17 protein-coding genes and 1 pseudogene are annotated in these 21,888 nt (G+C 68.1%); 13 read left to right on the top strand and 5 right to left on the bottom strand.

The window, feature by feature from the left end:
* Positions 1 to 11: 11 nt before the first annotated feature.
* The 4 genes from pglY (at position 12) to ABT245_RS03895 (ending at position 10,503) form a co-directional block, all read left to right on the top strand.
* Entirely contained in the window at positions 12 to 3,911 is a 3,900-nt protein-coding gene (pglY, locus tag ABT245_RS03910) for a BREX-2 system ATPase PglY (protein WP_351728187.1), read from the top strand.
* Positions 3,911 to 6,829 carry a BREX-2 system phosphatase PglZ gene (gene pglZ, locus ABT245_RS03905; protein ID WP_351728185.1) on the top strand — a complete coding sequence of 973 codons (2,919 nt, stop codon included), beginning with the start codon at positions 3,911 to 3,913 and terminating at the stop codon, positions 6,827 to 6,829. Before pglY ends, pglZ begins: the two co-directional genes overlap by 1 nt.
* A gap of 121 nt (positions 6,830 to 6,950) precedes the next feature.
* Positions 6,951 to 8,303 carry a BREX system ATP-binding protein BrxD gene (gene brxD / locus ABT245_RS03900; protein WP_351728184.1) on the top strand — a complete coding sequence of 451 codons (1,353 nt, stop codon included), beginning with the start codon at positions 6,951 to 6,953 and terminating at the stop codon, positions 8,301 to 8,303.
* Positions 8,304 to 8,331: 28 nt separating this feature from the next.
* Positions 8,332 to 10,503 carry a DEAD/DEAH box helicase gene (locus tag ABT245_RS03895; protein WP_502982063.1) on the top strand — a complete coding sequence of 724 codons (2,172 nt, stop codon included), beginning with the start codon at positions 8,332 to 8,334 and terminating at the stop codon, positions 10,501 to 10,503.
* A gap of 296 nt (positions 10,504 to 10,799) precedes the next feature.
* On the opposite strand, the gene ABT245_RS03890 is transcribed toward ABT245_RS03895, so the two are convergent.
* The 4 genes from ABT245_RS03890 to ABT245_RS03875 all read right to left on the bottom strand — a co-directional run bounded on the left by ABT245_RS03890 (position 10,800) and on the right by ABT245_RS03875 (position 14,197).
* The gene (locus ABT245_RS03890) at positions 10,800 to 11,417 is read right to left on the bottom strand and encodes a GIY-YIG nuclease family protein (protein ID WP_058082601.1); all 618 of its coding nucleotides are present in this window, start codon (positions 11,415 to 11,417) and stop codon (positions 10,800 to 10,802) included.
* Positions 11,418 to 11,557: 140 nt separating this feature from the next.
* Entirely contained in the window at positions 11,558 to 12,811 is a 1,254-nt protein-coding gene (locus ABT245_RS03885; RefSeq protein WP_058082600.1) for a hypothetical protein, read from the bottom strand.
* A gap of 316 nt (positions 12,812 to 13,127) precedes the next feature.
* Entirely contained in the window at positions 13,128 to 13,541 is a 414-nt protein-coding gene (locus tag ABT245_RS03880; RefSeq protein ID WP_351728180.1) for an NUDIX hydrolase, read from the bottom strand.
* Positions 13,538 to 14,197, bottom strand: a complete 660-nt coding sequence (locus tag ABT245_RS03875) for an NUDIX hydrolase (RefSeq protein ID WP_058082598.1) — start codon at positions 14,195 to 14,197, stop codon at positions 13,538 to 13,540. Before ABT245_RS03875 ends, ABT245_RS03880 begins: the two co-directional genes overlap by 4 nt.
* Before the next feature lie 404 nt (positions 14,198 to 14,601).
* Between ABT245_RS03875 and ABT245_RS03870 the strand changes: the two genes are divergently transcribed.
* From ABT245_RS03870 to ABT245_RS03845, 6 genes are all read left to right on the top strand, one after another.
* The gene (locus tag ABT245_RS03870; protein ID WP_058082597.1) at positions 14,602 to 15,111 is read left to right on the top strand and encodes a nucleoside-diphosphate kinase; all 510 of its coding nucleotides are present in this window, start codon (positions 14,602 to 14,604) and stop codon (positions 15,109 to 15,111) included.
* Positions 15,112 to 15,191: 80 nt separating this feature from the next.
* The gene (locus ABT245_RS03865; RefSeq protein ID WP_058082596.1) at positions 15,192 to 15,491 is read left to right on the top strand and encodes a hypothetical protein; all 300 of its coding nucleotides are present in this window, start codon (positions 15,192 to 15,194) and stop codon (positions 15,489 to 15,491) included.
* Between the two features lie 157 nt (positions 15,492 to 15,648).
* Entirely contained in the window at positions 15,649 to 16,233 is a 585-nt protein-coding gene (locus tag ABT245_RS03860) for a hypothetical protein (RefSeq protein WP_058082595.1), read from the top strand.
* 39 nt (positions 16,234 to 16,272) lie between these two features.
* A complete protein-coding gene (locus ABT245_RS03855) occupies positions 16,273 to 17,037 on the top strand; it encodes a hypothetical protein (protein ID WP_351728177.1) in 765 nt (254 codons plus the stop codon).
* Between the two features lie 2 nt (positions 17,038 to 17,039).
* The gene (locus ABT245_RS03850) at positions 17,040 to 18,431 is read left to right on the top strand and encodes a hypothetical protein (protein WP_058082594.1); all 1,392 of its coding nucleotides are present in this window, start codon (positions 17,040 to 17,042) and stop codon (positions 18,429 to 18,431) included.
* Between the two features lie 50 nt (positions 18,432 to 18,481).
* Complete coding sequence (locus ABT245_RS03845) at positions 18,482 to 19,219, top strand: class I SAM-dependent methyltransferase (protein WP_058082593.1); 738 nt, start codon at positions 18,482 to 18,484, stop codon at positions 19,217 to 19,219.
* Positions 19,220 to 19,464: 245 nt separating this feature from the next.
* Here the strand turns inward: ABT245_RS03845 and ABT245_RS03840 are convergent, their stop codons facing one another.
* On the bottom strand, positions 19,465 to 20,361 hold the full coding sequence (locus ABT245_RS03840; RefSeq protein WP_351728233.1) for a DUF5655 domain-containing protein: 897 nt from the start codon (positions 20,359 to 20,361) through the stop codon (positions 19,465 to 19,467).
* Between the two features lie 588 nt (positions 20,362 to 20,949).
* Between ABT245_RS03840 and ABT245_RS03835 the strand changes: the two are divergent.
* The 3 genes and pseudogenes from ABT245_RS03835 to ABT245_RS03825 form a co-directional block, all read left to right on the top strand.
* Positions 20,950 to 21,162, top strand: a pseudogene (locus ABT245_RS03835) (helix-turn-helix domain-containing protein); the annotation flags it as partial.
* Positions 21,163 to 21,206: 44 nt separating this feature from the next.
* Positions 21,207 to 21,392, top strand: a complete 186-nt coding sequence (locus tag ABT245_RS03830) for a low molecular weight phosphatase family protein (RefSeq protein WP_058082591.1) — start codon at positions 21,207 to 21,209, stop codon at positions 21,390 to 21,392.
* Positions 21,393 to 21,438: 46 nt separating this feature from the next.
* A complete protein-coding gene (locus tag ABT245_RS03825) occupies positions 21,439 to 21,858 on the top strand; it encodes an arsenate reductase ArsC (RefSeq protein WP_058082590.1) in 420 nt (139 codons plus the stop codon).
* The last annotated feature ends 30 nt before the right edge of the window (positions 21,859 to 21,888 follow it).

Genomic DNA, 21,888 nt, shown 5'->3' with positions numbered 1-21,888 from the left:
GCAGACACACCATGGCTTTCATGAACAGGAACAATCCTCGTCCCGAGGACCGGCCGCTGCTTCGGGAGCTGATCGACATCCCGGAGTCGGTGTCCACCTCCGACTTCGTGTTGAAGCTGAACGAAGCGGTCACGCCCGAGGGGGCCGAAGCGGCGCTGAAGGACTACGTCGTCACCGACCGGCTGCTCGGCAACTTCGACGAAGCCCTCGACCTGATCAAGTCCGCGCTGGACAGCCGCTCGTCGAAGGCTGCCTATCTACACGGCTCGTTCGGCTCCGGTAAGTCGCACTTCATGGCCGTGCTCTACGCGCTGCTGTCACGTAACCAGGCCGCCCGGGCGCGCGGCGACCTCGACCCGGTGCGAGCCAGGCACGCCTGGCTGGATGCAGACGACCGCAAGTTCCTGCTGGTGCCTTACCACATGCTGGGCTCCAAGTCTCTGGAGCAGCGCGTACTTGGCAAGTACGTGGAGCACGTACGGAAAATCCACCCCGACTGCCCGCTGCCGCAGGTCTACCGGACCGACGGGCTCTTCGAGGACTTCGCCGAGCAGCGCCGCCGGAACGGCGACGAGCGGGTGATCGAGCAGCTCGCCGATGCCGGCGACGGCCAGGAGGACGAGTGGGGTGACTCCTTCTCCTGGACCACTGAGCTACTGGACCAGGCGGTGAACGCACCGGAGGAGCATGAGAACACCAAGGACCTCGACCTGGAGAACCCTTCCACGCCGCGGGAACTGCGGGCCCGGCTCGTGCAGGACCTCACCCAGACTCTGTTCCCGTCGTTCTCGCGCAACGCCTCCGAGGATGCCGACGGGTTCGTCTCGCTGGACAAGGGGCTCGGCATCATCGCCGCGCACGCCAAGTCCCTCGGCTACGACGGTCTCGTCCTCTTCATGGACGAGCTGATCCTGTGGCTGGCCTCCCGCATCCACGACCAGAAGTTTGTCTCCCGCGAAGCTGACAAGATCACGAACTTTGTGGAGGGCGGCGACGAACGGCGCGCCATCCCGGTGGTGTCATTCATCGCCCGCCAGCGCGACCTGCGTGAGCTGGTCGGCGAGGAAATGTCAGGGGCCGCCGAGGCCGCCGTCCAGGACAGTCTGAAGCTCAGCGGCGGGCGCTTCGACAAGATCGTCCTGGAGGACCGCAACCTTCCACAGATCGCGCAGGCCCGCCTGCTCAAGCCCACCAGCCCGGAGGCCGAGGCGAAGGTGGAGGCGGCGTTCACCGAGGCCAAGAGGCTCGGTCCGGACGTGTGGGACACCCTGCTCGGCCATGACAAGTCCACCACCGGCGCGGACGAGGGCGCGTTCAGGCGGACGTACCCGTTTCCGCCGGCGTTCATGGACACCCTGGTACACATCTCCGCGGCCCTGCAGCGCTCCCGCACTGGCCTGAAGCTGATGAGCCAGTTGCTCGTCGATCACCGCGACGATTGGCGGCTCGGGCAGCTTGTGCCGTTGGGCGACCTGTACCCGGCGATCGCGGGCGGCGGCGACAAGGCGTTCAGCGGGGAGACCAGTGTTCACTTCGAGGCTGCCGACAAGCTGTACCGGGACAAGCTGCGCCCGTACCTGCTGAAGACCAACCAGGTCACCGAGGACCAGGTCGAGGCGTACCGACGCCGCCCCGAAACGCTCGGCGACCCGCAACTTGCGGCCCGCTGCCGCGACTTCACCGGTGACAGCCGACTGCTGCAGACCCTGCTGCTGTCTGCGCTCGCGCCCAGTGTGCCCGCGCTGGCCGACCTCACCCTGGCGCGGCTGCACGCCCTCAACCACGGCTCCATCACCACCCGCATCGCGGGCACCGAGGTCGGCCGGCTCGAGCAGAAGGCGAAGGAGTGGGCGGCGACCTTCCCCGAGATAAAGGTCACCGGCACCGGGCCGGGTGCGGTGGTGCGGCTGGAGCTCACCGGTGTCGACCTGGACGCCGTCCTCGCCAACGCCCAAGTGCACAACAACCAGAACAACCGGCGTGCCAAGATGCGCGGCCTGCTCAAGGAGGCGCTCGGCGTCAGCGACGGGCCTGGCGGCTTCGACGCGTACGACGTGCTCAACCTGGTGTGGAAGGGCACCGAACGGCAGGTCGAGGTCGTCTTCGGTAACGTCGCCGATGTCGACTCGCTGCCCGAAGCGACCCTGCGGCCCAGCCAGGAGGACGCCTGGCGGCTCATTGTCGACTTCCCCTACGACGAGGGCGAGTTCGGGCCGATGGACGACCTGCAGCGGCTGCGCGCCCTGCGGGAGAAACCGGGTGGTGACTCACGCACCCTGGCCTGGCTGCCCACCCACCTGACCGATGCTTCCCGCAGCGACTTCGAGCGCCTCGTCGTCATCGACAAGGCCCTCGCTGACGAGGCCCGCTTCGACTCCGACTTCGCGCGCAGCCTCAACGCCGACGACAAAGAGCGCGCCAAGGGCATGCTCCAGTCGCAGCTCCTCATCCTCACTGAGCGCGTCACCCAGGCGCTGCGGCAGGCGTACGGGCTCACGCAGAAGCAGGAAGGGGTCGTCGACCTCAGCTTCGACACCCACCTGGTCGCCCAGCAGGACGTGCACGAGCTGCGGCTTCCGCTCGGCGCGACTCTGGATACGGCCGCCCGCGACCTGGCCGGCAAGCTGCTCGCCCACCAGTACCCCGCCCACCCCGACCTGGACCCGGACGGCACCGGCAGGCCGGTGAAGCCCGTCGAGATCAAGACCGTCTTCGAGTATGTCCGCAAGGCCGCCGAGAACCGTGACGGCCAGACCGAGGTCGACGGCAAGGACCGCAAGACCATGGCGCGGATCGCGGGCAGCCTCGGGCTCGGCGCCATGCGGGAGGCGTACTACCGGCAGTCCACCGCCTGGCCCGACCACTTCAACGACCAGGCTCGCAGGAACAGCACCGCCGAGCCGACCCTGGTCAAGCTCTCCGACTGGAGCGACCTTCCCGAGCCGCGCGGACTGCCCGAGCCGCTGCGCCGGCTGCTCGCCGCCGCGTACGCGGAGATGACCGACCGGGTGTGGGTGCGCGGCGGCGTCCCCATCGAACCCGCGCCCGCACCGCACGAGCTGAAGGGCGACTACGCCCTGCGCGAGCAGCAACTGCCCACCGAGAGTGACTGGGCAGAGGCGCGCAAACGGTTCGAGACCATGCTCGGCGACCAGGCGCCGCAACTGCGGCGCGGCCGGATCGTCAACCAGTTCGCCGCACAGATCAAGCAGGCCGCCGCCTCACTCGGCCAGGACGCCGGACGGCTCGTCGGGGAGCTGGAGAAGCACCGTGCCTTCCTCCAGTTGAACGACGACTCCCCCCGGCTCGTCCTTGCCCGGCGGGCGCAGGAGCTGGTCAAGGAGGTGACAGAAGCTGGCATCGAGGCGAAGACCGTCGTGGATCGGCTCGCCCGTTTCCCTCTCGGCGACTTTTCCGCACACCGGTACGGCATGTCGTTGAAGAGTGCCGGGAAGGTCGCCAGCGCGCTGCAGAACACCAGCTGGGACCAGCTGGGCCTGGCCGACACCCTCGGCGTGGACGGTGCGGCCGTTCTGGAGCGGGTGCGGGATGCTGCTGCTGGCGACCCGGGTGATTACCCCGACCTGCCGGGCGTGCTGCACGCCAGCGGCCGGGAAGTGCTGTCCCTGCTGAGGTCTCGCCAGAGCACGGCCGAGCGCCCCCAGCCGTCGCCCACTCCTCCGCCGAATTCCGACAGCGTGGACCTGAACGGCGGCTCCGCCCACCCGCAGGTGTTGCCGGAGCCGCCGCAGCAGCCGGGGCCGCGCACACCCTCGCGGTCCGTGGCCCGCTCCGGCGGCGGGCGGACTACCGCCGCCCGGGCCGCCGCTGAACTGCAGGCGGAGATCGCGGCGCTCGCGGCCGAGCACCCGAACGTCACCGTCGAGGTCATCTGGAAGGTCGTCGACTGATGTCCGACACGGTCACCGCAGTCACCGCGACCGCCGGCCCCGCCCGGCTGTCGGCAGGAACCGTCCGTCAGTACCTCGCCGCCCGCAGTCGGCTCGGTGACGGCACGGTCCGCGTACTGCTGCTGCGGGCCGCTCCCGTCTGGGACGGGCCCGCCGTGCAGCGTACGGCGAGCGGGCTGCAGGCGCGGGTGGTCGTCGCGCCCTCGGTGCTGGCCGTGCACGAGCAGATCCTGGGCCACCTCGACGCGCCGACTCCTCCCGACCCCAAAGTCCTGGTCGTCCTCACCGACCGCGAGGACACCGACCTCGACCCCGGGCTGCTCGCCCGCGTCTACGGCGGAAGGATCCGGTCCGTCGACAATTGGGAGGTCGTGCAGGAGGCGTTCGACGCGCGCGGTCTTGACGGGCGGCTGCGCAGGGAGACCTGGGCGGCCGAAGCGCTCCTTGACGCGGCGGCCAGCCGCGGTTGGCCCTCGCTCGGTAAAGGACTGCTGTCCCGAGACGAAGCCCTCACCCGGCTGGCCCGGCGTCGGCTCCGGCTCGGCCGCCGTGACACGGACGCGTTGGGCGGGCCGGCTGCACACGACGACGGGGACCGCATCGACCCCATCACCCTGTTCCGGTGGACCCACATCCCCGGCGGCCCCAACCTCCTGCGCGACCTGCGCGGACCGGAACGGGCCGGCCTGGCCCGCTTCCTCGCCGAACCCGAACAGGCCGGCTCCACTGGAAAGATCATTACCGCCCTGGTAGACGCCGACCACGGGGCGGACGCAGCCGCCTACGCGGTCGTCTGCGCGGCTCTGTGGGGGCACGCGGAGGCCGACCACGACCTGTACCGGGCGCGCGGGCGCGCCGAGCGATGGCTCGGCGACCAGCCCCCCGCCCAGGGCGACGACCTCGACCGACTCCTTACCTCTTTCGGGCAAAGCGGTGAGGCGTACGTCCGCGGCCTCGTCGACCGGGGCGAACACCGGCTCGCCGACCCGGTCCTGAGCAGGGCCGCACAGCTCGTCACACAGTTCGGGGCGCAGACCGCCGCCGCTGCCAGTCCGCTGCTCGCCGCCGGACTCGATGCCCGCTTCACCGCCGCGGGCCGCGCCCTCACCGACGGCGGTCCCGAGACGGTCACGGCTGCCATCACCGCGCTGGCCGAACACGCCCTGGCCGTCGACGGCGCCACCCAGGCCCGTATCGAACGGGTACGGATGGCAGCGCGGCTGCGGCGGTGGCTGGCGTCCCAGCCTGAAGTCGACATCGCCTCGGTGGCCGACGGCGCCGCCCGCCAGATACGCGAATTCGGCTGGGTAGACCGAGCCTTGGAACACCTGGACGCGGGCGGCGACGCAGACGACGCACTCGCCAACGCCTACAGCCGGATCGGCGAGCAGGTGCGCAGCAAACGTCGTGAGCTGGACCGCGCGTTCTCCGAGCGGCTCGCGGTGTGGACCGCAGATGGCACCGCCCCCGGCGCCATGCTCACCGTCGAAAGCTTCCTGGACCGGGTCGTCGCGCCCGTCGTGGACTGTCCCGGCCGACGGGTCCTGCTCCTCCTCATCGACGGAATGAGTGCGGCGATCGCAGCCGAACTGGGTGAAGAACTGCACGGACACTGGTCCGAGTTCGACCCGCTGCAGGGCGCGACCGGAGCACCGGTGAGGCGTGCCGTGGCCGCTGCGCTGCCCACTCTCACCACCGTTTCCCGCACCTCGCTGTTCGCCGGCACCCTGATGAAGGGCGACCAGAACGACGAGAAGCGGCTCTTCCCCCAGCACCCGTGCTGGAAGGGGGCCCCTGCGGCTGTCTTCCACAAGGACGATCTGCGCAGCCCCGACACCGGCTCGCCCTTCTCCACCGCCCTGACTGAAGCGCTCGCCGACGAGCGCACCCATGTAGCGGTCGTCCTCAACACCGTCGACGACCGGCTCGCCAAGGAGCAGAAGCTCGGCGACGGCGCTTGGGAGATCAAGGAGATCGGCGGCCTGGAACCGCTGCTGCGGGCTGCCCGCGCCAACGACATGACCGTGCTCCTCACCTCCGACCACGGCCATGTGGTCGAGCGACGCGGCAGCAAGATCGACGCGGCGGCCGGCGCCATAGGGTCGGCCCGTCACCGAGCCCCCGGCGGACCCGTCGCACCGGCCGAAATTGAGCTGTCCGGGCCACGGGTGGTCTGGCCGGAGCCCGGATCGCGGATCGTCGCGCTGCGGGACCACGACGCCCGGTATACCGCGCTGAAGGCGGGCTACCACGGCGGGGCAACCCTCGCCGAGTTCACCATCCCCCTGCTCGCCCTACTGCCGTTCGGCGCGGAGCCACCTACGGGATGGCGGGAACTGGGCGACCTTACGCCCGCATGGTGGGAGCAGGACAACGAGGCCACCACCGGACTAGCGGCCGAGACGAGGGCCGGAGCCGATGCCGTCGCGGCACCCGAGGCCACCGCTGCACGCCCAAGCCGCAAGCAGGCCAAGAAGGCAACCCCGCCCCTGACAGAGGGCGCTATCAGTCTCTTCGGCGAGGACGAGGTCGCACCCTCCGCACCACAGGAACCTGTCGCCTCTGTAGTGAAGCCCACCGCCGTACCCGTCTCCGATCAAACAGAGGACCCTGCCACCGCACTGGTGAATCGCCTCATGGCCACCGCGCTGTACCAGGAACAGCTGGCACTGCTCGCCCGTGTGCCACGCGACAAGGCGGTTCTGCCGAAGGCTCTGGCCGCGCTGGTCGAAGCGGGCACCCTGCCCATGACCGCCCTGGCCGAACGCGCCGGCCAACCCGCTACCCGTGCCCCTGGCCTCGCCGCGACCCTGGCCCAGCTCCTCAACTATGACGGTGCCCAGATCCTGGAGATTCTCCCCGACAACCGCACCCTGCGCCTGCACCGGGGCCAGCTGATCGAGCAGTTCGGACTGTGAACCGGGTGTCTGCGGCCATGCCGGGCGGGGTAGTCGGCCCGCCCGGCCGCTCCGAGCACCAGCGGCGCGGTGCACGCACGGGTGTCCGGCCAGGTGGGCAGCCGGATGGGAGACTATTCGGGTGAACCCGTTTGGATCTTCAGCATCCGGGGCTACCACCCCGGTCAGCGCGGTGCGGCGGCGTGCTGTCGTGGACGCGCTGCGGCGCGGCGCCGTCCCCGAGAGCGGCCTCGACCTGCTCGCCACCGGACTAGACCGCTTCGAGCGGGCCGTCGATGAGGAACTGGACACTGCCGCCGCAGGCGGTTCGGTGTTCAAGGCCGTGCGCGGCGAGTACGGATCCGGCAAGACCTTCTTCACCCGCTGGCTCAGCGAGCGCGCCAAACGGCGCACCTTTGCCGTGGCCGAGGTGCAGGTGTCAGAGACCGAGACCCCATTGCACAAGCTGGAGACGGTCTACCGGCGACTCACTGAGCGCCTGGCCACCGCCAGCTTCCCGCCCAGCGCCCTGCGGCCGGTCGTAGACGCCTGGTTCTACGCACTCGAGGAGGATGCACTCGCCGACGGCGCGAGCGAGAGCGAGCTGCCACAGGCTGTGGACCGGCTGCTCACTGCCCGTCTGGCCGAGGTGTCCCGACACGCCCCCGCGTTCGCCACCGCCCTGCGCGGATACAAGCAGTCCCTGGATGCCGGCGACGAGGCCACCGCCGCTGCGGTGATGGCCTGGCTCGGCGGCCAGCCGCACGTCGCCGCAGCCGCCCGGCGCAGTGCAGGCGTCCGCGGCGACCTCGACCACTTCGGTGCCTTCGGCTTCCTTCAGGGCCTGCTCACCGTGCTGAGAGACGCCGGGCACGCCGGCCTCGTCCTCGTCCTGGACGAAGTAGAAACCCTGCAACGGGTCCGCTCCGACGCCCGCGACAAAGCACTCAACGCGCTGCGGCAGCTCATCGACGAGGTCCACTCCGGCCGCTTCCCCGGCCTGTATCTCATCATCACCGGCACGCCCGCCTTCTACGACGGGCAGCAGGGCGTACAGCGACTCGCACCGCTCGCCCAGCGCCTCGCCACCGACTTCACCACCGACCCCCGCTTCGACAACCCGCGGGCCGTCCAGATCCGGCTGCCCGGATTCACCGAGGCATCACTGACCGGCCTGGGCGCCACCATCCGCGACCTGTATACCGAAGGCTCCCAGTCCCCCGACAGGATCAAGCAGCTTGCCGACGACTCCTACCTCACCGACCTGGCCCGGGCTGTGGGCGGGGCACTGGGCGGGAAGGTCGGAGTCGCACCACGGCTGTACCTGAAGAAGCTGGTTGGCGACGTACTCGACCGGATCGACCAGTTCCCCGACTTCGACCCGCGCAGGCACTACAAGCTGACCGTGGGCAGCAGTGAGCTCACCGCCACCGAACGGAACTTCGCCGCGCCCGCACCGGCCGCCTCGGCTGACGACCTCGACCTCGACATCTGACGACCCAGTCCCGAAGTCCCGAACTCTGATGAACGGCCCGGGAGTTGCAGACGTGCAGGAGCAGCCGCGCGGCACCGACCCGCTGGAGCGCCTTGACCCGGTAGTCCTGCACCACATCGTCAACACGCTCGGGTGGCCCGATCTGCGCCCGCTGCAGAAGGCGTCCGTGCACCCGCTGATGAACGGCGAGGACGCGGTCCTGCTCGCGCCGACGGCGGGCGGGAAGACGGAGGCCGCCACCTTCCCCCTGCTGTCCGCCATGCGAGAGCAGCGCTGGACCGGCACCTCAGTCCTCTACCTGGCCCCGCTCAAGGCGCTCCTGAACAACCTGGTGCACCGGGTCGACAGCTACGCCCAGTGGCTGGGGCGCCGAGCCGCCCTCTGGCACGGCGACACCCCCGAGTCCGTACGCCGTCGCATCCGCACCGAATCCCCCGACTTCCTGCTCACCACACCCGAGTCGCTCGAAGCGATGCTCATCAGCGTCAAGACCGACCACGCACACATGCTGGGCCGGGTGCGTGCCGTCGTCGTTGATGAGGTGCACGCCTTCGCTGGGGACGACCGCGGCTGGCACCTGCTCGCCGTGCTCGAACGCCTGGAACGGCTCGCCGGCCACCGCATCCAGCGCATCGGGCTGTCCGCCACAGTCGGCAACCCCGACACCCTGCTCACCTGGCTCCAGGGCGCACGCCCCGCCGATCGCCCCGGCCGAGTCGTCGCCCCCGGCGTCACTCTGCCCGCCACAACCGACACCACCGAACACCCGCGTCCCGCAGGGGAGGTGGAGCTCGACTACGTCGGATCGCTCGCCAACGCCGCCAAGGTGATCTCCGCCCTGCACCGGGGCGAGAAACGGCTCGTCTTCTGCGACTCCCGCAAGCAGGTGGAAGAACTCGGTGCGGCACTGCGCGCCCGCGACGTCACCGTGTTCCTCTCACACGCCTCGCTGTCCACCGACGAACGCGCACGCTCCGAGCAGGCATTCGCCGAAGCCCGCGACTGCGTCATCGTCTCCACCTCCACCCTGGAACTCGGCATCGACGTCGGCGACCTCGACCGTGTCATCCAGATCGACTCACCCAGCACCGTGGCCTCGTTCCTGCAGCGCATCGGCCGCACCGGGCGCCGCGCCGGCACATCCCGCAACTGCCTGTTCCTCGCCACCCGGCCCGACACTCTGCTCCAAGCCGCCGGCCTGCTCACTCTGTGGGCCCGTGGCTGGGTTGAACCCGTCACCCCGCCCCCCTCACCCCGCCATCTCGTCGCCCAGCAGCTCCTCGCCATCACCCTGCAGGAACACCGCGTCGGCGACCGGCTGTGGCCCGAGCAGTGGAACGGCCTGGCTCCCTTCGACCAGTCTGCCGCGCCCCTCCTGTCGCACCTGGTCGCGGAAGGCTTCCTCGACAGCGACGGCGGCATGCTGTTCATCGGCTCCGAAGCCGAGAAGCACTTCGGCCGCCGGCACTTCATGGAGCTGACCGCCTCCTTCACCGCACCCCCTGAGTTCACGGTGCTCGCTGGACGCACCGAGATCGGCACCACCGACCCCACCGTCCTCACCGAAGAACGACCGGGCCCGCGCCGCCTGCTGCTGGCCGGCCGCAGCTGGCAAGTCACGTTCATCGACTGGGCCCGACGCCGTGCCTTCGTGGAACCCGTCGAGGACGGCGGCATCGCCAAATGGCAGGGCAGCGAAGCCCGCGGGCTCTCCTACGTCCTCACCCGCGCCATGCGCGACGTCCTGCTCGGCACGGATCCCGACGTCCGCCTCACCCGCCGCGCCGTCGCGGCCCTTGCTGAACTCCGCATGGACCGCGCACCCCACGAAGTACACCCGGCGGGCACCCTACTGGTCCGCGACGCGGACGCCACCCGCTGGTGGACCTGGGCCGGGTACCGCGCCAACGCCACCCTCACCGCCTCCCTCGGCAGCCTCGCCGACCCCGTACAGCGCCCCACTGACACCCATGTCCGCCTCCGTCAGGACCTCTCCCCCACCGACTGGAAAACCGCCCGCGCCGAGCTCCCCGACTCCCTCACCCTGCCCACCGTTGACCCGCGGGCAGTCCGCGGCCTGAAGTTCTCGGCGGCCCTACCGCCCCGCATCGCCACCACCACCCTCGCCGAACGCCTCGCCGACTTCGACGGCGCCCTCGCCGCAGCCCGCGAGCCCGTACGGATGGAATGGGGCACCTGAACAACCCGGAACACAGGCGGATTTCGGGCGGCTGAGGTCCTTCTTGGTTCGATGGCGCTCGCGCTTATCTCGATGTCGATGCGGTGGCCGGTGCAGTCCACCCGCCTGGGCTTCCAGCTCGAGGGGCAGGCTGGTCCTGCTCACCGAGGTTGAGGTCTGCCTCCAGCAGCCACGCACCGGTGGCTATGACGTCGTCAACCGGCCCCAGCGTGACGGCCCGAAATGGCCCCACTTTGTGAAGACCACCGACGGTATGAAGCAGTCCACCGCGGGTGGCATGCACGAGTCCAGTGGACTTAGGGGTTTGTGGAGCCTTCCTCGGCGAACTGCTGGAGGAAGGCGTGAGCGGCCTCGTTGATCTCTTTGACGGGGTCGGGGCAGCTTTCGAAGTCGAACCACTCCCCGTGGGTGCGCCTGGCGTTGAATTGCTCATGCAGGTAGCGCTCAAGAGGGAACCCACCGCGAGCGCTCCAGAGAAGTTCCAGTTTGGTCGCGGAGCCTGACTGCAACGACTTGATCCGCATTGCTATGTCCTTCGCAACGCCGATCTTGACTGAGCCAGGGGTGCCGTCGGTCGATATGACATACACCCACCGGTCATCGAAGCGAATCTTTTCGCGCACCGCACGAGGCGTGGGCTGCTCCATCAGTTCGATCATCTCCTCATACTCGCGATCCATCCGCTCTTTGATTGCGGCTGTCAGACGGTCCAGCTTGTCTCGGGCCTGCTCGGCAGTGATCGCTCCAGCTGTAATCAGATCGAGGAGTTCAATCACAGCCGGGACTTCGATGTCAGTGCCCCAGCTGGGAGCGTCCCTCCGCGTATCGCCGCCCATCCCAACCCCCCACTGCAAGGTGACGTTCTCGATGCGGTGGCTGCCGAAGGTCAGCTGCACGGTGAAGGATTGGGCCACGAGGAGTCCTCTCAGACCAAGGGGTGGTGTGGTGCCGGGCGGGGCCATCGTCGCCGATGCCACTGACATTGGTGTTCGTGACGCTTAGGGTCTGTCCGGCGAATCTTGCACGCCGTCCTGGCGCAGGCGGTGGTTCTATGTCACCCACTCGCCGGTGACGCGTCCAAGGGCACTGCCGTCTCGGGCGCGACGCCGGCCGCCGCCAGCTCAGGGCTGTGATTCAGAAGTAGCCCACAGAACGGGCAGAGGAACGACTGGATACTTCCCACCCCCTCGTTCCGGTCGTAGTGCGGGCAGGTGTCCCACTCCCCTTCGCAGGAGCAGCCCATGGGCTCCAGGTCACCGTAGACGTTGCCGCTGTATCCGCAGGCCGGGCAGTTATGCCACCAGCGGCGTGTGCCGGGTTTCGCCTGGGCGTCTTCCAGTAGACGCCCTGAAGCGCTGACTTCAGCCAGGATCGGCGCGATGGACAAGGCAGGGAAGTCGTTGTGAACGCGACGGATGGCGGCGCCCACGCTCGATGCGAGTACAACCTTCACCATCACTGCGGTCCGCGCCCGCTGCTCGATCTCGGAAGGGCTGGGCGGAGCTTCGAGCGGGAAGGTGTAGGGGACTATGTCGTAGGCGACGAGAAGCTCTCTCGCCGCGTCCCTTATCCGGTCCCCAGCGGAGTCGAGGGCGGTGAGCAGGGCTGCGCTCAAGGTCGGGCGGGCTACAGCTTCCTGGACGTCGGCGTGCCGCGCCTCAGCCCACCATGAAATGACCGACTGAGCCGTCCGGGCGGCTGTGGTGAGCTCGCTGAAGACCTTCTGGGCTTGGCGAAACGCTAGGTCCTCGGTCGCTCTTTCGATGGCCGGCCGGTCGCTCTGGCCCTTCTGGCTCGGCAGGTCGGCGACCTTGTCCAGGTTCGTGAAGACGGACTGGTACTCGCCCCAGAAGGTGGAGGAGTCGAGGCACAGTTCGGCGCGTACGGCTTCGATGACCTGGAGACCGAGTTTGACTACCTCGGCCGCAGACTCTTCGCTGTGGTGCGCGTAATGAGCAACGCCGTTGCGTGATGCGGCGACCGGATGAAAGCCGCGCTCGTCGAGGGGCATACGTCCGTCCATGAAGACTGTCGCGTCCCTGAACGCTTCCGTGATGCCGATGGTTCGAGCCTCGGCCAGCGGCTTGACTCCTGGCGCGTTTCCGAATCCGAGGGCATGGAAGCGGTGGGCCCGGTCGCCCTTCTCTGAGATGAGAAGCGGGTCGTGGCGGCACAAGAGGGCCTTGAGAATGTGTTCGCACCCGATGCCGCAATGCAGCACTGCGAAGGCTCGGTTTCCCGCGCGCCACGAATCCAAGCTGGCTCGGGCGAGCTGGCCCGCCATCTCGCTGAACCTCTCCTCGTTCACCTCTGGCCTCTCCCCACGCCTGACCCTGACCGCCACCCCGCCCCAGTGCTGGACGGTGGCGCTTGGAGTAACAGAATCACGACTTCCGTGAGGTCGTGGGGCATTAAGCGTCACTCCCACGGCAGGCCGGGCCGGGAGGTCGGCGGTTTCCGGGCCGCGCCGGGGCCCCATCACCCGTCGGTGGTCTTCACAAAGTGGGGCCATTTCGGGCCGTCACGCTGGGTCCGGTTGACGACGTCATAGCCACACCGGTTCCAGCCTTGATGCCAACGCACTTACTCGAGCTCAAGAGATCATCCATTTGAGCTGGAACCACTCAGGTTGCCATGACTGCGTCCAGATACTCTTGCACCGGCTCGAACAGCCCATATGGCACGTACTGCGGAATATCGTCATGGGCGACCCACGCAAGCTCAGCCAACTCCTCGGCGTCCGCGACATGGGCAGTACCGCCCACCACCTCGCAGGCCGTGTACGACATCAACCGACCCGTCTTCGGGTGGATCCGCTCGCCGAGCAGCTTCACGGCGGCCACCTCCACCCCGGTCTCCTCATGGGTCTCTCGTACGGCGGCGTCTTCGCGGGTCTCGCCCGGCTCAATTTCGCCGGCCGGGAACTGCCACGAGAGCTGTCCCTCGCTGACCCGGCGCCGCACCATTAGCACGCGCCCCTCGCTGACGACGATGGCCGCGGCGATGCCCGGCTGCTCCTCCGCGTTCTGCTGCGTCACGTCTGCTCCTCCAGGACAGCCAGGATGGGTGGGAAGATCGTATCGACGGGGATGAAGCGGGGGACCGAGTTTCTTGGGACCCACATGACGTCGATGTTCTCGACTGCGTCGGTGTTGCTGGCTTCGCCCGCCAGGTATTCGCACAGGAAGTACTCGCACAGCACGCCGGTCACGGGATGAAGCCGGTTCCCAAGGCGCTGCCGGACCGCACAGTGGACACCCGTTTCGTCCAAGGTCTCCCGCACGGTGGTGGTCTCCGCCTTGGCTCCTGGCTTGATGACACCGGCCGGGAACTGCCAGGTGATCCCGGCGGCGTCGTCGTCGCGCCGGCACACGAGCAGTACATCTCGGTTCCGGATGACCACAGCGATGGCCACACGCAGCGCCTGGGCGCCTGACGGTGTCGAATCTGTCGGGCCCCGCTCGTTCGCCAGCAGGAGCGCGAAGCGCTGCCGCGCAGCCGCGGGAGCCTGTTCGTAGGCCGTGTCGAGGAGCTGCTGCATCTCCCTGCGAGGGACGACCGAGGCGTCGGAGTGCCAAGCGGCCACGGTTCTCACGGCGATACCCAAGTGCGCGGCGAACTGTTCGTTGCCGAGGCGCAGGGCGGACTGCAGCAGGCAGGCGTAGCGGCCGGTCCAGCGCTCGACCACGTCCATGATGCTGTCCCCTCATCGTCGCTCTGGTGCAGGAACCTGCGCGCGGAAGGTGCACTCCCACCGCACTGGCACTGCATGGTCACGCAGCTGGAGCGTCGGAAGAATCAGAGTCGCAGGAGCCAGGCAAACACCCGCCACAGTCTCAGCCCTTGGGCAGGCCACAGAAGGGACGAGTGCACCAGACGATCACGTGGGGATTCTAGGTGCGTATCACCGGCGGACGACAAGGGAGGCGAAGTTGGCTAGATCGGTCACCTCGGTTGGCTGGTCAGCGACGCCATGCCGACGTCCACCCATCCGGGGTATTGCACGCCCGCCCGAGCACCCCGGGCGGCGCCGGTAACCTCAATTAGTGATGGATGATTGACCGTCATAAGACTTTGCTGGCAAGGCGAAAGGGAGCCATGTCCGAGGTTGAGGTACACACCGTCGAGCGCACGCTCGTCCTGCTCAAGCCCGATGCGCTGGCGCGTGGCCTGGCAGGAAGGATCATCGCGCGGTTCGAGGACGCCGCGCTGAAGATCGTCGGCACCAAGATGAAGTGGATGGACGAGGAGTTCACCCGTCGGCACTACTTCGACCTTGAGGAACGGCTGGGCTCGGAGGTCTACAACGTCACGTCGACGTTCATGCAGCAGGGCCCGGTCATCGCCCTGGTGCTGGAGGGCTTCGATGCCATTGCCACCGTCCGCAAGATCGTCGGCAGCACGTACCCGAACCAGGCTCCGGCCGGCACGGTGCGGGGCGACTTCTCGCACTACAGCGCAGCGGCCAGCATCGCCTCTGGCAAGGCAGTCGCGAACCTCGTACACGCTTCCGGCAACGCGGAGGAGGCCAAGCAGGAGGTGGAGCTGTGGTTCGACAAGGGCGAGCTGCAGGACTACAAGACGCTGGCCGAGATCTACACCTACTAACAGCGGGTCACGGCGTCACTGCGGGGACGCCGTCGCGTTGATCACCACTGGGGCACGACCGTCTGAACCGAGAGGGCACCATGACCAACCAGACCCGCCTGGCCTCCACCGACGAGCTGGAGTCGATCTTCCAGCGTGAGCTGACGACCGACCTGTGGGCGGCCACCGAGACCGCGTACGCCCTGGCGGCGCGCCACCGCGACCTGGGGGACTGGCCCGCTTCACGTGAGTGGGCCGAGCAGTGCCTCCGTCTGCTGGAGGGCTTCCCCAGCGAGACGGAGGAGCAGGTCGCCACCGGCCGCACGTCAGTGGGAGGCATCCAGCTGCCGACCTACCTGCACTCAGGTGTCGTCCAGGAGCGCTTCGGCGCCCTGGGCTGAAACCCACCGATCCACCGGGGTGATGCGGCCGGGACCGCATCGGCCGCATTGCCCCGCGTTCGACCACCAACCCCATAGCGATCGCCCGACCGGACAGGCCCCGCACGGCAGCGTCCGGCTGGCTTCGCCATGCCTGAAACGAGGAGGCAGCAGTCCCGTGGCCGTCGAGATCGAGATGCGCGCCCGCTTCACCATGGAGGTTCACGACCAGCTCGTCACCCGTCTGAAGGCGGACGGGGAGGACCTGGGCCCCGACGACAAGCACATCTACTTCTACGTGCTCCCCGACCAGCTCCTCAAGGTCACCGACAACACCGCTGCCGGCACCGCCAAGATCACACTCAAGGGGAGCAAGATCGGGCAGGGCGCGGCCTTCTCGGAGACCGAGTTCGCCATCGCTCCAGCCGACGTTCCCGCTGCGGTGAAGGTCTTCAACGCCCTCGGGTTCGAGACGACGATGCACGAGGCGTTCAACTTTCGTCACAACTTCCGCCTCGACGGCGTCGAGATCGCGGTCAAGTGGAGTGAGGCGTGGGGCTACCACGCCGAGTTCGAGGTCCTGTTGGAGGACGGCGCCCCGGACGCCACCCGCGCCGAGGCTGAGGCCAAGATCACAGACGTCGCAACGGCACTCGGCGTGACCTTGATGACGGAGCAGGAGCTGACCGACTTCACCGCAGCCTTCGAGGCCGCCGAGAAGGAGCGCAGGGAGCGCGAGCAACAGGCCGCGCCGATCCGGTAGGGAACATCACCGCGGAAACCACCAAGGGGGTGGGCACGAATGAGCACGACCCCGTTGACCGCAAGTCTGATCGACCTGGCCGCCCAAGGGCAGCTCCCGCTCCACCAGCACATGGATCACGCCACCGTCGCGTGGATCAGCGACCACAGGCCCGACCTCCCGCCGGCGCCACAGCCAGCCTTGCGCCCGCAGCCGAAGGAGCTGCTCGCGCACGGCGATCTGCCCACCCGATGGTGGGCAGACCCTCGCCTGTACACCTCCCTCCACGGAGTCCGGCACGCCATGAGGACGGCGGCGCTCGCCGCCCTCCTCGCCGAGGCGAACGGCCTCGGCGATGCCGACGCCACCACCGCGATCATCGCCGCCGCCATCCACGACTGCCAGCGGCGCCACGACCAGGACGACCGCGGACACGGCGCCCGCGCGGCCATCTGGCTCGCTGCGAACGCCGACACCGTCTGGGGCCACTTCGGCCTCACCGCGATACCCCGACGGATCGTGCAGGCGTGCACCGCCATCCGCCTGCACGACATTCCGTACGAAGCGTTCACCGCGGACGACAAGGCCGACCACGCCCGGGCCGAGCGCATCACCGACGTGGTCAAGGCCGCCGATGCCCTGGACCGCTACCGTCTGCCGAAGCTGAAGTGGTGGCCGGACGCCCGGTACGTCCGCGAGCCCGCCTTCGACCAGCTACGCGGTCTCGCCTTCAACCTGGTCCTCGTCTCCGAGCGGGCGCACCTCGCCGGGGCCAGCGGCAGCACAGCCGTCCGCTACGCGCTCGCCGAGAAGGGCCTGGTCTAGCCATGGACTTTCTCGACGCTTACCACCTGTGGGCCGACGCCCACGCCTTCTTCGACTCCACCCTCATCCCCAACCCCTCCGACGACAGCGACCCGCTCGCCACTCAGGCCGCAGGCTGGGACAGACGGCTCGCCGAGGACACTCCGAACGGCCACCTGTTGCGGCGGAACGCCCTCTTCGAGGCCCTGAGCGGCAACGGCAAGCTGCACCTGCTGCACGTCACCCACGCTCTGGAGGAGATCAGCCGGCAGGGGGTGCTCTACCCGTCGGGCGGTTGCCTCGTCGGAAGCATCTACTGCGCGCCTCTCACCGCGACCGACCAGGGCTTCCGCATGCACAACCTGGGCGCCTACGTCCTGACCAAGGAAGCGCCGACCTTCCTGTCCAAGCTCGGCGTCACCGGCCGCGTCCCCACCCCGCTGATCTTCGAGATCGACACCCCGCCTCAGGTGTACCGCGGGCTCGCCGGCGTGGACTACCTGCGGCTGGGCCTCATCCACCTGCAGATCTACAGCCACCTCGAATATCTGCTGAGCAAGAACGAACGACACCATCTGCGCGAGACCGTCGTCAGCCGGGTCAAAAACTCGGTCGCGTTCCTCGCTACCGCTGCCGCCGTCGCCTACCAGGGCATCAGGGTCGGCGCCGATCCGTTCCTCAAGCTGCTTGACGAGACGATCCCCCGCCTGCCGATCCTCGGCTACCTGTATTTCGAAGCGGTCGCCGAATACCTGATGCTCCACTCGGTCTCGCACCAGACCCGACGCCTGGCCGAACTCGGTGAGCTGAACAACTGGCTATACAAGGAGATGCTGTTCGCCGCCTTCCCCGCCATGGCCGGGAAGTTCGACCTGACGAGGTTCCGGCCCCGCCCGAAGCAGCTCTCCGCGCTCATCCACCGAGTCGATCCGACCATCGATGCCAGCCACGCGAGCGCGTACTTGGTCGAGCGGATCAGCTATCTCGCCGCAGCCCGCCTCTTCGCACCCGGCGACGCCCCCGAAGACTGGCACCACACGCGCTGGGAGTTCGACTCGCTGGCCACCCAGCTCGGCCCTCTGCTGGGTCATCTCATCCACCGGGAGTTGCGCACATTCGGCCGCTACCCCGACTTCTACTTCTACTTCGACCAGCACAAGGCGCTGCAAGCCTGGAACTACTGGAACCACATGGACATCGTCGCCCCCTTCAACGGCACGATGCCCAAAGGTGAGGTCGGCATCAACCCGGCCTACCCCAACCTCGACTACCGCGTCTGGCGCGCCGAGCAAGACGAGGCCGGCCACCTGCACCCGGCCGAGGAGCTCTCGCTGACCATCGCCCCGCGACTGGTGGACATCAAGTACACCCTCATGCGCAACAACCAGTGGTCCCCCGCGCCTAGCGCCGCCTGAGCCACCAGCGGATCCACCCATCACAAGCACTCTCGCACAGGAGCCCCGTGATGAGTCCCTTCGGTGTACCTTCCGTCGACCTTCTCAGCGAGCAGATCGAAACCGTCCTCGCCGACCCCGCCACCACCCACGGCCTCGCCCGCGCCCTTCGGGCCGCCGCCAAGGAGATCGAACTCCACCGCTACCACCACGCCAGCCGCCACGCCTGGCCCCACGGCCGCATCGACGACAAGCCCGCCAAGGTCCAGATCGGTGGCGGGACCCACCGCGTCGACGGCTTCTTCAACATCGACCTCGTCCCGCCGGCCGACCTCCTCTGGGACATCCGCGAAGGCATACCCCTTCAGGACGACAGCGCCGAGGAGATCTTCTCCGAGCACTTCCTGGAGCACATCGACTACCCACGCTCCGCGAAGCACTATGTCCGAGAGGCGCACCGAGTCCTTGTACAGGGCGGCCGGATCGTCACTGGTGTCCCCGACGCCGCCTTCGCCCTGAGCGAGTACCCCGGTGCCCTGGAAGACTCCGACGAGATGATCCGGCGCTGGTATGCCAAGCGCGACGGCCTCAGCGACATCAACACCCGCCTCGACCTCGTCAATCTCGTCTTCCGAGACCAGGACGACGACCCCACGTACACCCCGCACCTGTGGGCCTACGACCACGACAAGCTTGTCCAGCTCTTCACCGAGGCCGGCTTCACCACCGTCGAACCCTGGACGTTCGACCCCACCATTGCCAACCCGAAGCGCCAGTGGGGCAGCGTCTACGTCATCGCGACGAAGTAGCGCGCCAGCCCAGCGGTCGGCGCCTGCGGAGGGTGTGGGGGTGGGCGGTCAGGCGTAGGGGTCGACTTCGGGGTGCGTGAACCGCACGGGCTTGCCCAGCGACCGGGCGTAGGCGATTTCAGCTCGGGTGCTGTCTCCGATGTAGTCGCCGACTACGAGCACCTCACTGCCCCTACGTCGAAAGGCATCACCCGACGGGCACGGGCCACCCAGGAAGCACGCACGGCCGAGAGACCCGCCAGCGATCACGCCGCCGCGTAACTCGCCATGAACAGACTTTGCGCCCGCTCCACGTCCCTCGGGGTACGCAATTGCACCTCCAGATCACCTGTCCCGTGATGACCGAGACCGGAGACATCCCGGGTGAATCCCGGGACGAGGTCGACATCCTTCGGGTCGACCTTCAGGTAGACCAGCAGCTTGCTCCGCTGGGGCGGACAGAGGCAGGCGAAGTTCCGCAGCCGCTGATACGCCCGGTACGTCTTGCGCTCGACGCGGTTCACACCGTCTCCGAGCGCGAGCAGTGCCTCATCGACCGCCCTCGCCAGCTCCACCATCGACGCGTCCTGGGCATCGGCTGCTGCCCGAGCAACCGCCTGGCGGCGCCCTCGGCGTACCACCTGCATATCGCCGCTCACGGACGCCACGGTCTCAAGCCCGAGCAGGTCGGTGCCGAAGAATCGGTAGCGGACCAGGTCGATCGACCGCCGGTGCTCGCGCACCGCATGCACGTCGTAGCGGGTGAAATCGCCGGCAATGCAGATCAGACGCGGACCGGTCCACAGGACCTGGGACGCGGCCGTCACCCCTAGCCGGTCGCGGACCAGGTGCTCGAACTCGGCACGGTGGTCCATTAGCCATGCCAGGTAGAACAGGCCCTGGTTGATGACGCCGGCGTCGACACCGCGCTTGTACTCGACGATGACCGGCGATCCGTTCTCGTCCAGCCCGAGCGAATCGATCCGGCCCTTGTGGACCGGCCCGGTGCCGTACTCACTCGCCAGGAAACGGACGCCTAGCAGCGTCTCCATGTGCGCCTCGACGAGACCCTGCACATCTGCCTCGACCTCAGCAAGACGCGGCATGACCTCGCTCACTCCGCATTGCGATGCGTCCGTCCGGAACAACTTCAAGCCGACCACCCCCGTTATCGCATAGGAGATCGACAACGTCGGACAGGCAGAGCTTTGTTTCCGCAACCGGCGCGAGTCACGTGAAGAAAGTGTGCCGGAGGCCCGATCGACCGGGTCAGTTGCCCCGGCGTGCAGCACGCAGGCCGGTGGTACCCGTGATTCGTCGGCGTCCAGCACGAATCCAGCACAGTACAGCAGATGCGGAGTTGACGGCAGGTGACGAGAAGTCAGGAAATCCAGCACCTATCCAGCACGGTGAAAATTAGGGGGCCTGACCCCGAAGAGCCAGACCCCGATTGACCTGCAGTGGTGCAACGGGGCGAACTGCGACCCATACAACACCCAACTCATCCGTGGTAACCGTTCGTCACAGTGCTAGGCAATGCAGTGTAGTGCTGGACTCTGCCGACTCCTCTCCGGCATCGTGCCTCAGGCTGTCAGAGTGGGCCCCTCCACGGCGAGCGAGGCAACATAGCCCCAAATCGCCGGTTAGCCAAACCGGCGATAACGCGGAGGATTGACGGTCACCGCGATGACGGGCGCATGCGGTGTCCGTAGGCCCGGCACGGGCTACCCGCCAAGACGAAAGTAATCGGAATGCACACGCAGATCGAAGAGACTCTGGGCCCTCGCTATAGCCCCGCTCACATCCGCGCCACCTGGGACGGAACGGGGAGCGTGGAGGACGCCTCAAAGGCGCTGGGATTCTCACGGGCCAAGGGATACGACCTGATCCGCAACGGGCAGTTTCCGTGCCGTGTGCTACGCATCGGCCGTAAGACGCGTGTTGTCACGGCGTCCCTACTCCGCGTCCTCGAAAGCGGAGATCCGGAGTATAACGATGCGCGCGCCGGATGCAGGGCGCCGACATCGTCATCACGATGGGCTGCGGCGACGCCTGCCCGATCGTCCCCGGCCGCCGCTACCTGGACTGGCCCGTCACCGACCCCGAGGGTGCCCTGATCGCCGTCGCCCGCAGCATCCGCGACGAGATCGACGCCCACATCACCGAACTGCTCGACTCGCTGCCGAGCGCCTGAGACCGTCCCTCATCACCCTCTTGATCCACTTACGAAGGAAGAACCAATGTCCTCCAGGCCGCTCGCCTCCGTGCTGTTCGTCTGCGTCCACAACGCCGGGCGTTCGCAGATGGCCGCCGGATTCCTCACCCACCTCGCGGGCGACCGGATCGAGGTCCGCTCCGCCGGCTCCATCCCAGGCGACCAGGTCAACCCCGCCGCGGTCGAGGCCATGAAGGAGGTCGGCATCGACATCTCCGAGGCGAAGCCGAAGACCCTGACCACCGAGGCCGTCCAGGCGTCCGACTACGTCATCACCATGGGCTGCGGCGACGGATGCCCGATCTACCCCGGCAAGAAGTACCTCGACTGGGCGCTGGAAGACCCGGCGGGCAAGGGCGTCGAGGCCGTACGCCCCATCCGCGACGAGATCAAGACCCGCATCGAGGCGCTGATCGCCGAGATCGACGCCAAGCGGGAAGCGTGACCTCGTGACCGGCAGCGGGATACGCGAGGT

Origin of the sequence: Streptomyces sp. NPDC001508, assembly GCF_040298665.1 — a bacterium.
Taxonomy (GTDB): domain Bacteria; phylum Actinomycetota; class Actinomycetes; order Streptomycetales; family Streptomycetaceae; genus Streptomyces.
Note: the sequence above shows the minus strand (reverse complement) of the source record. Positions and strands in the feature narration are given on the sequence as shown.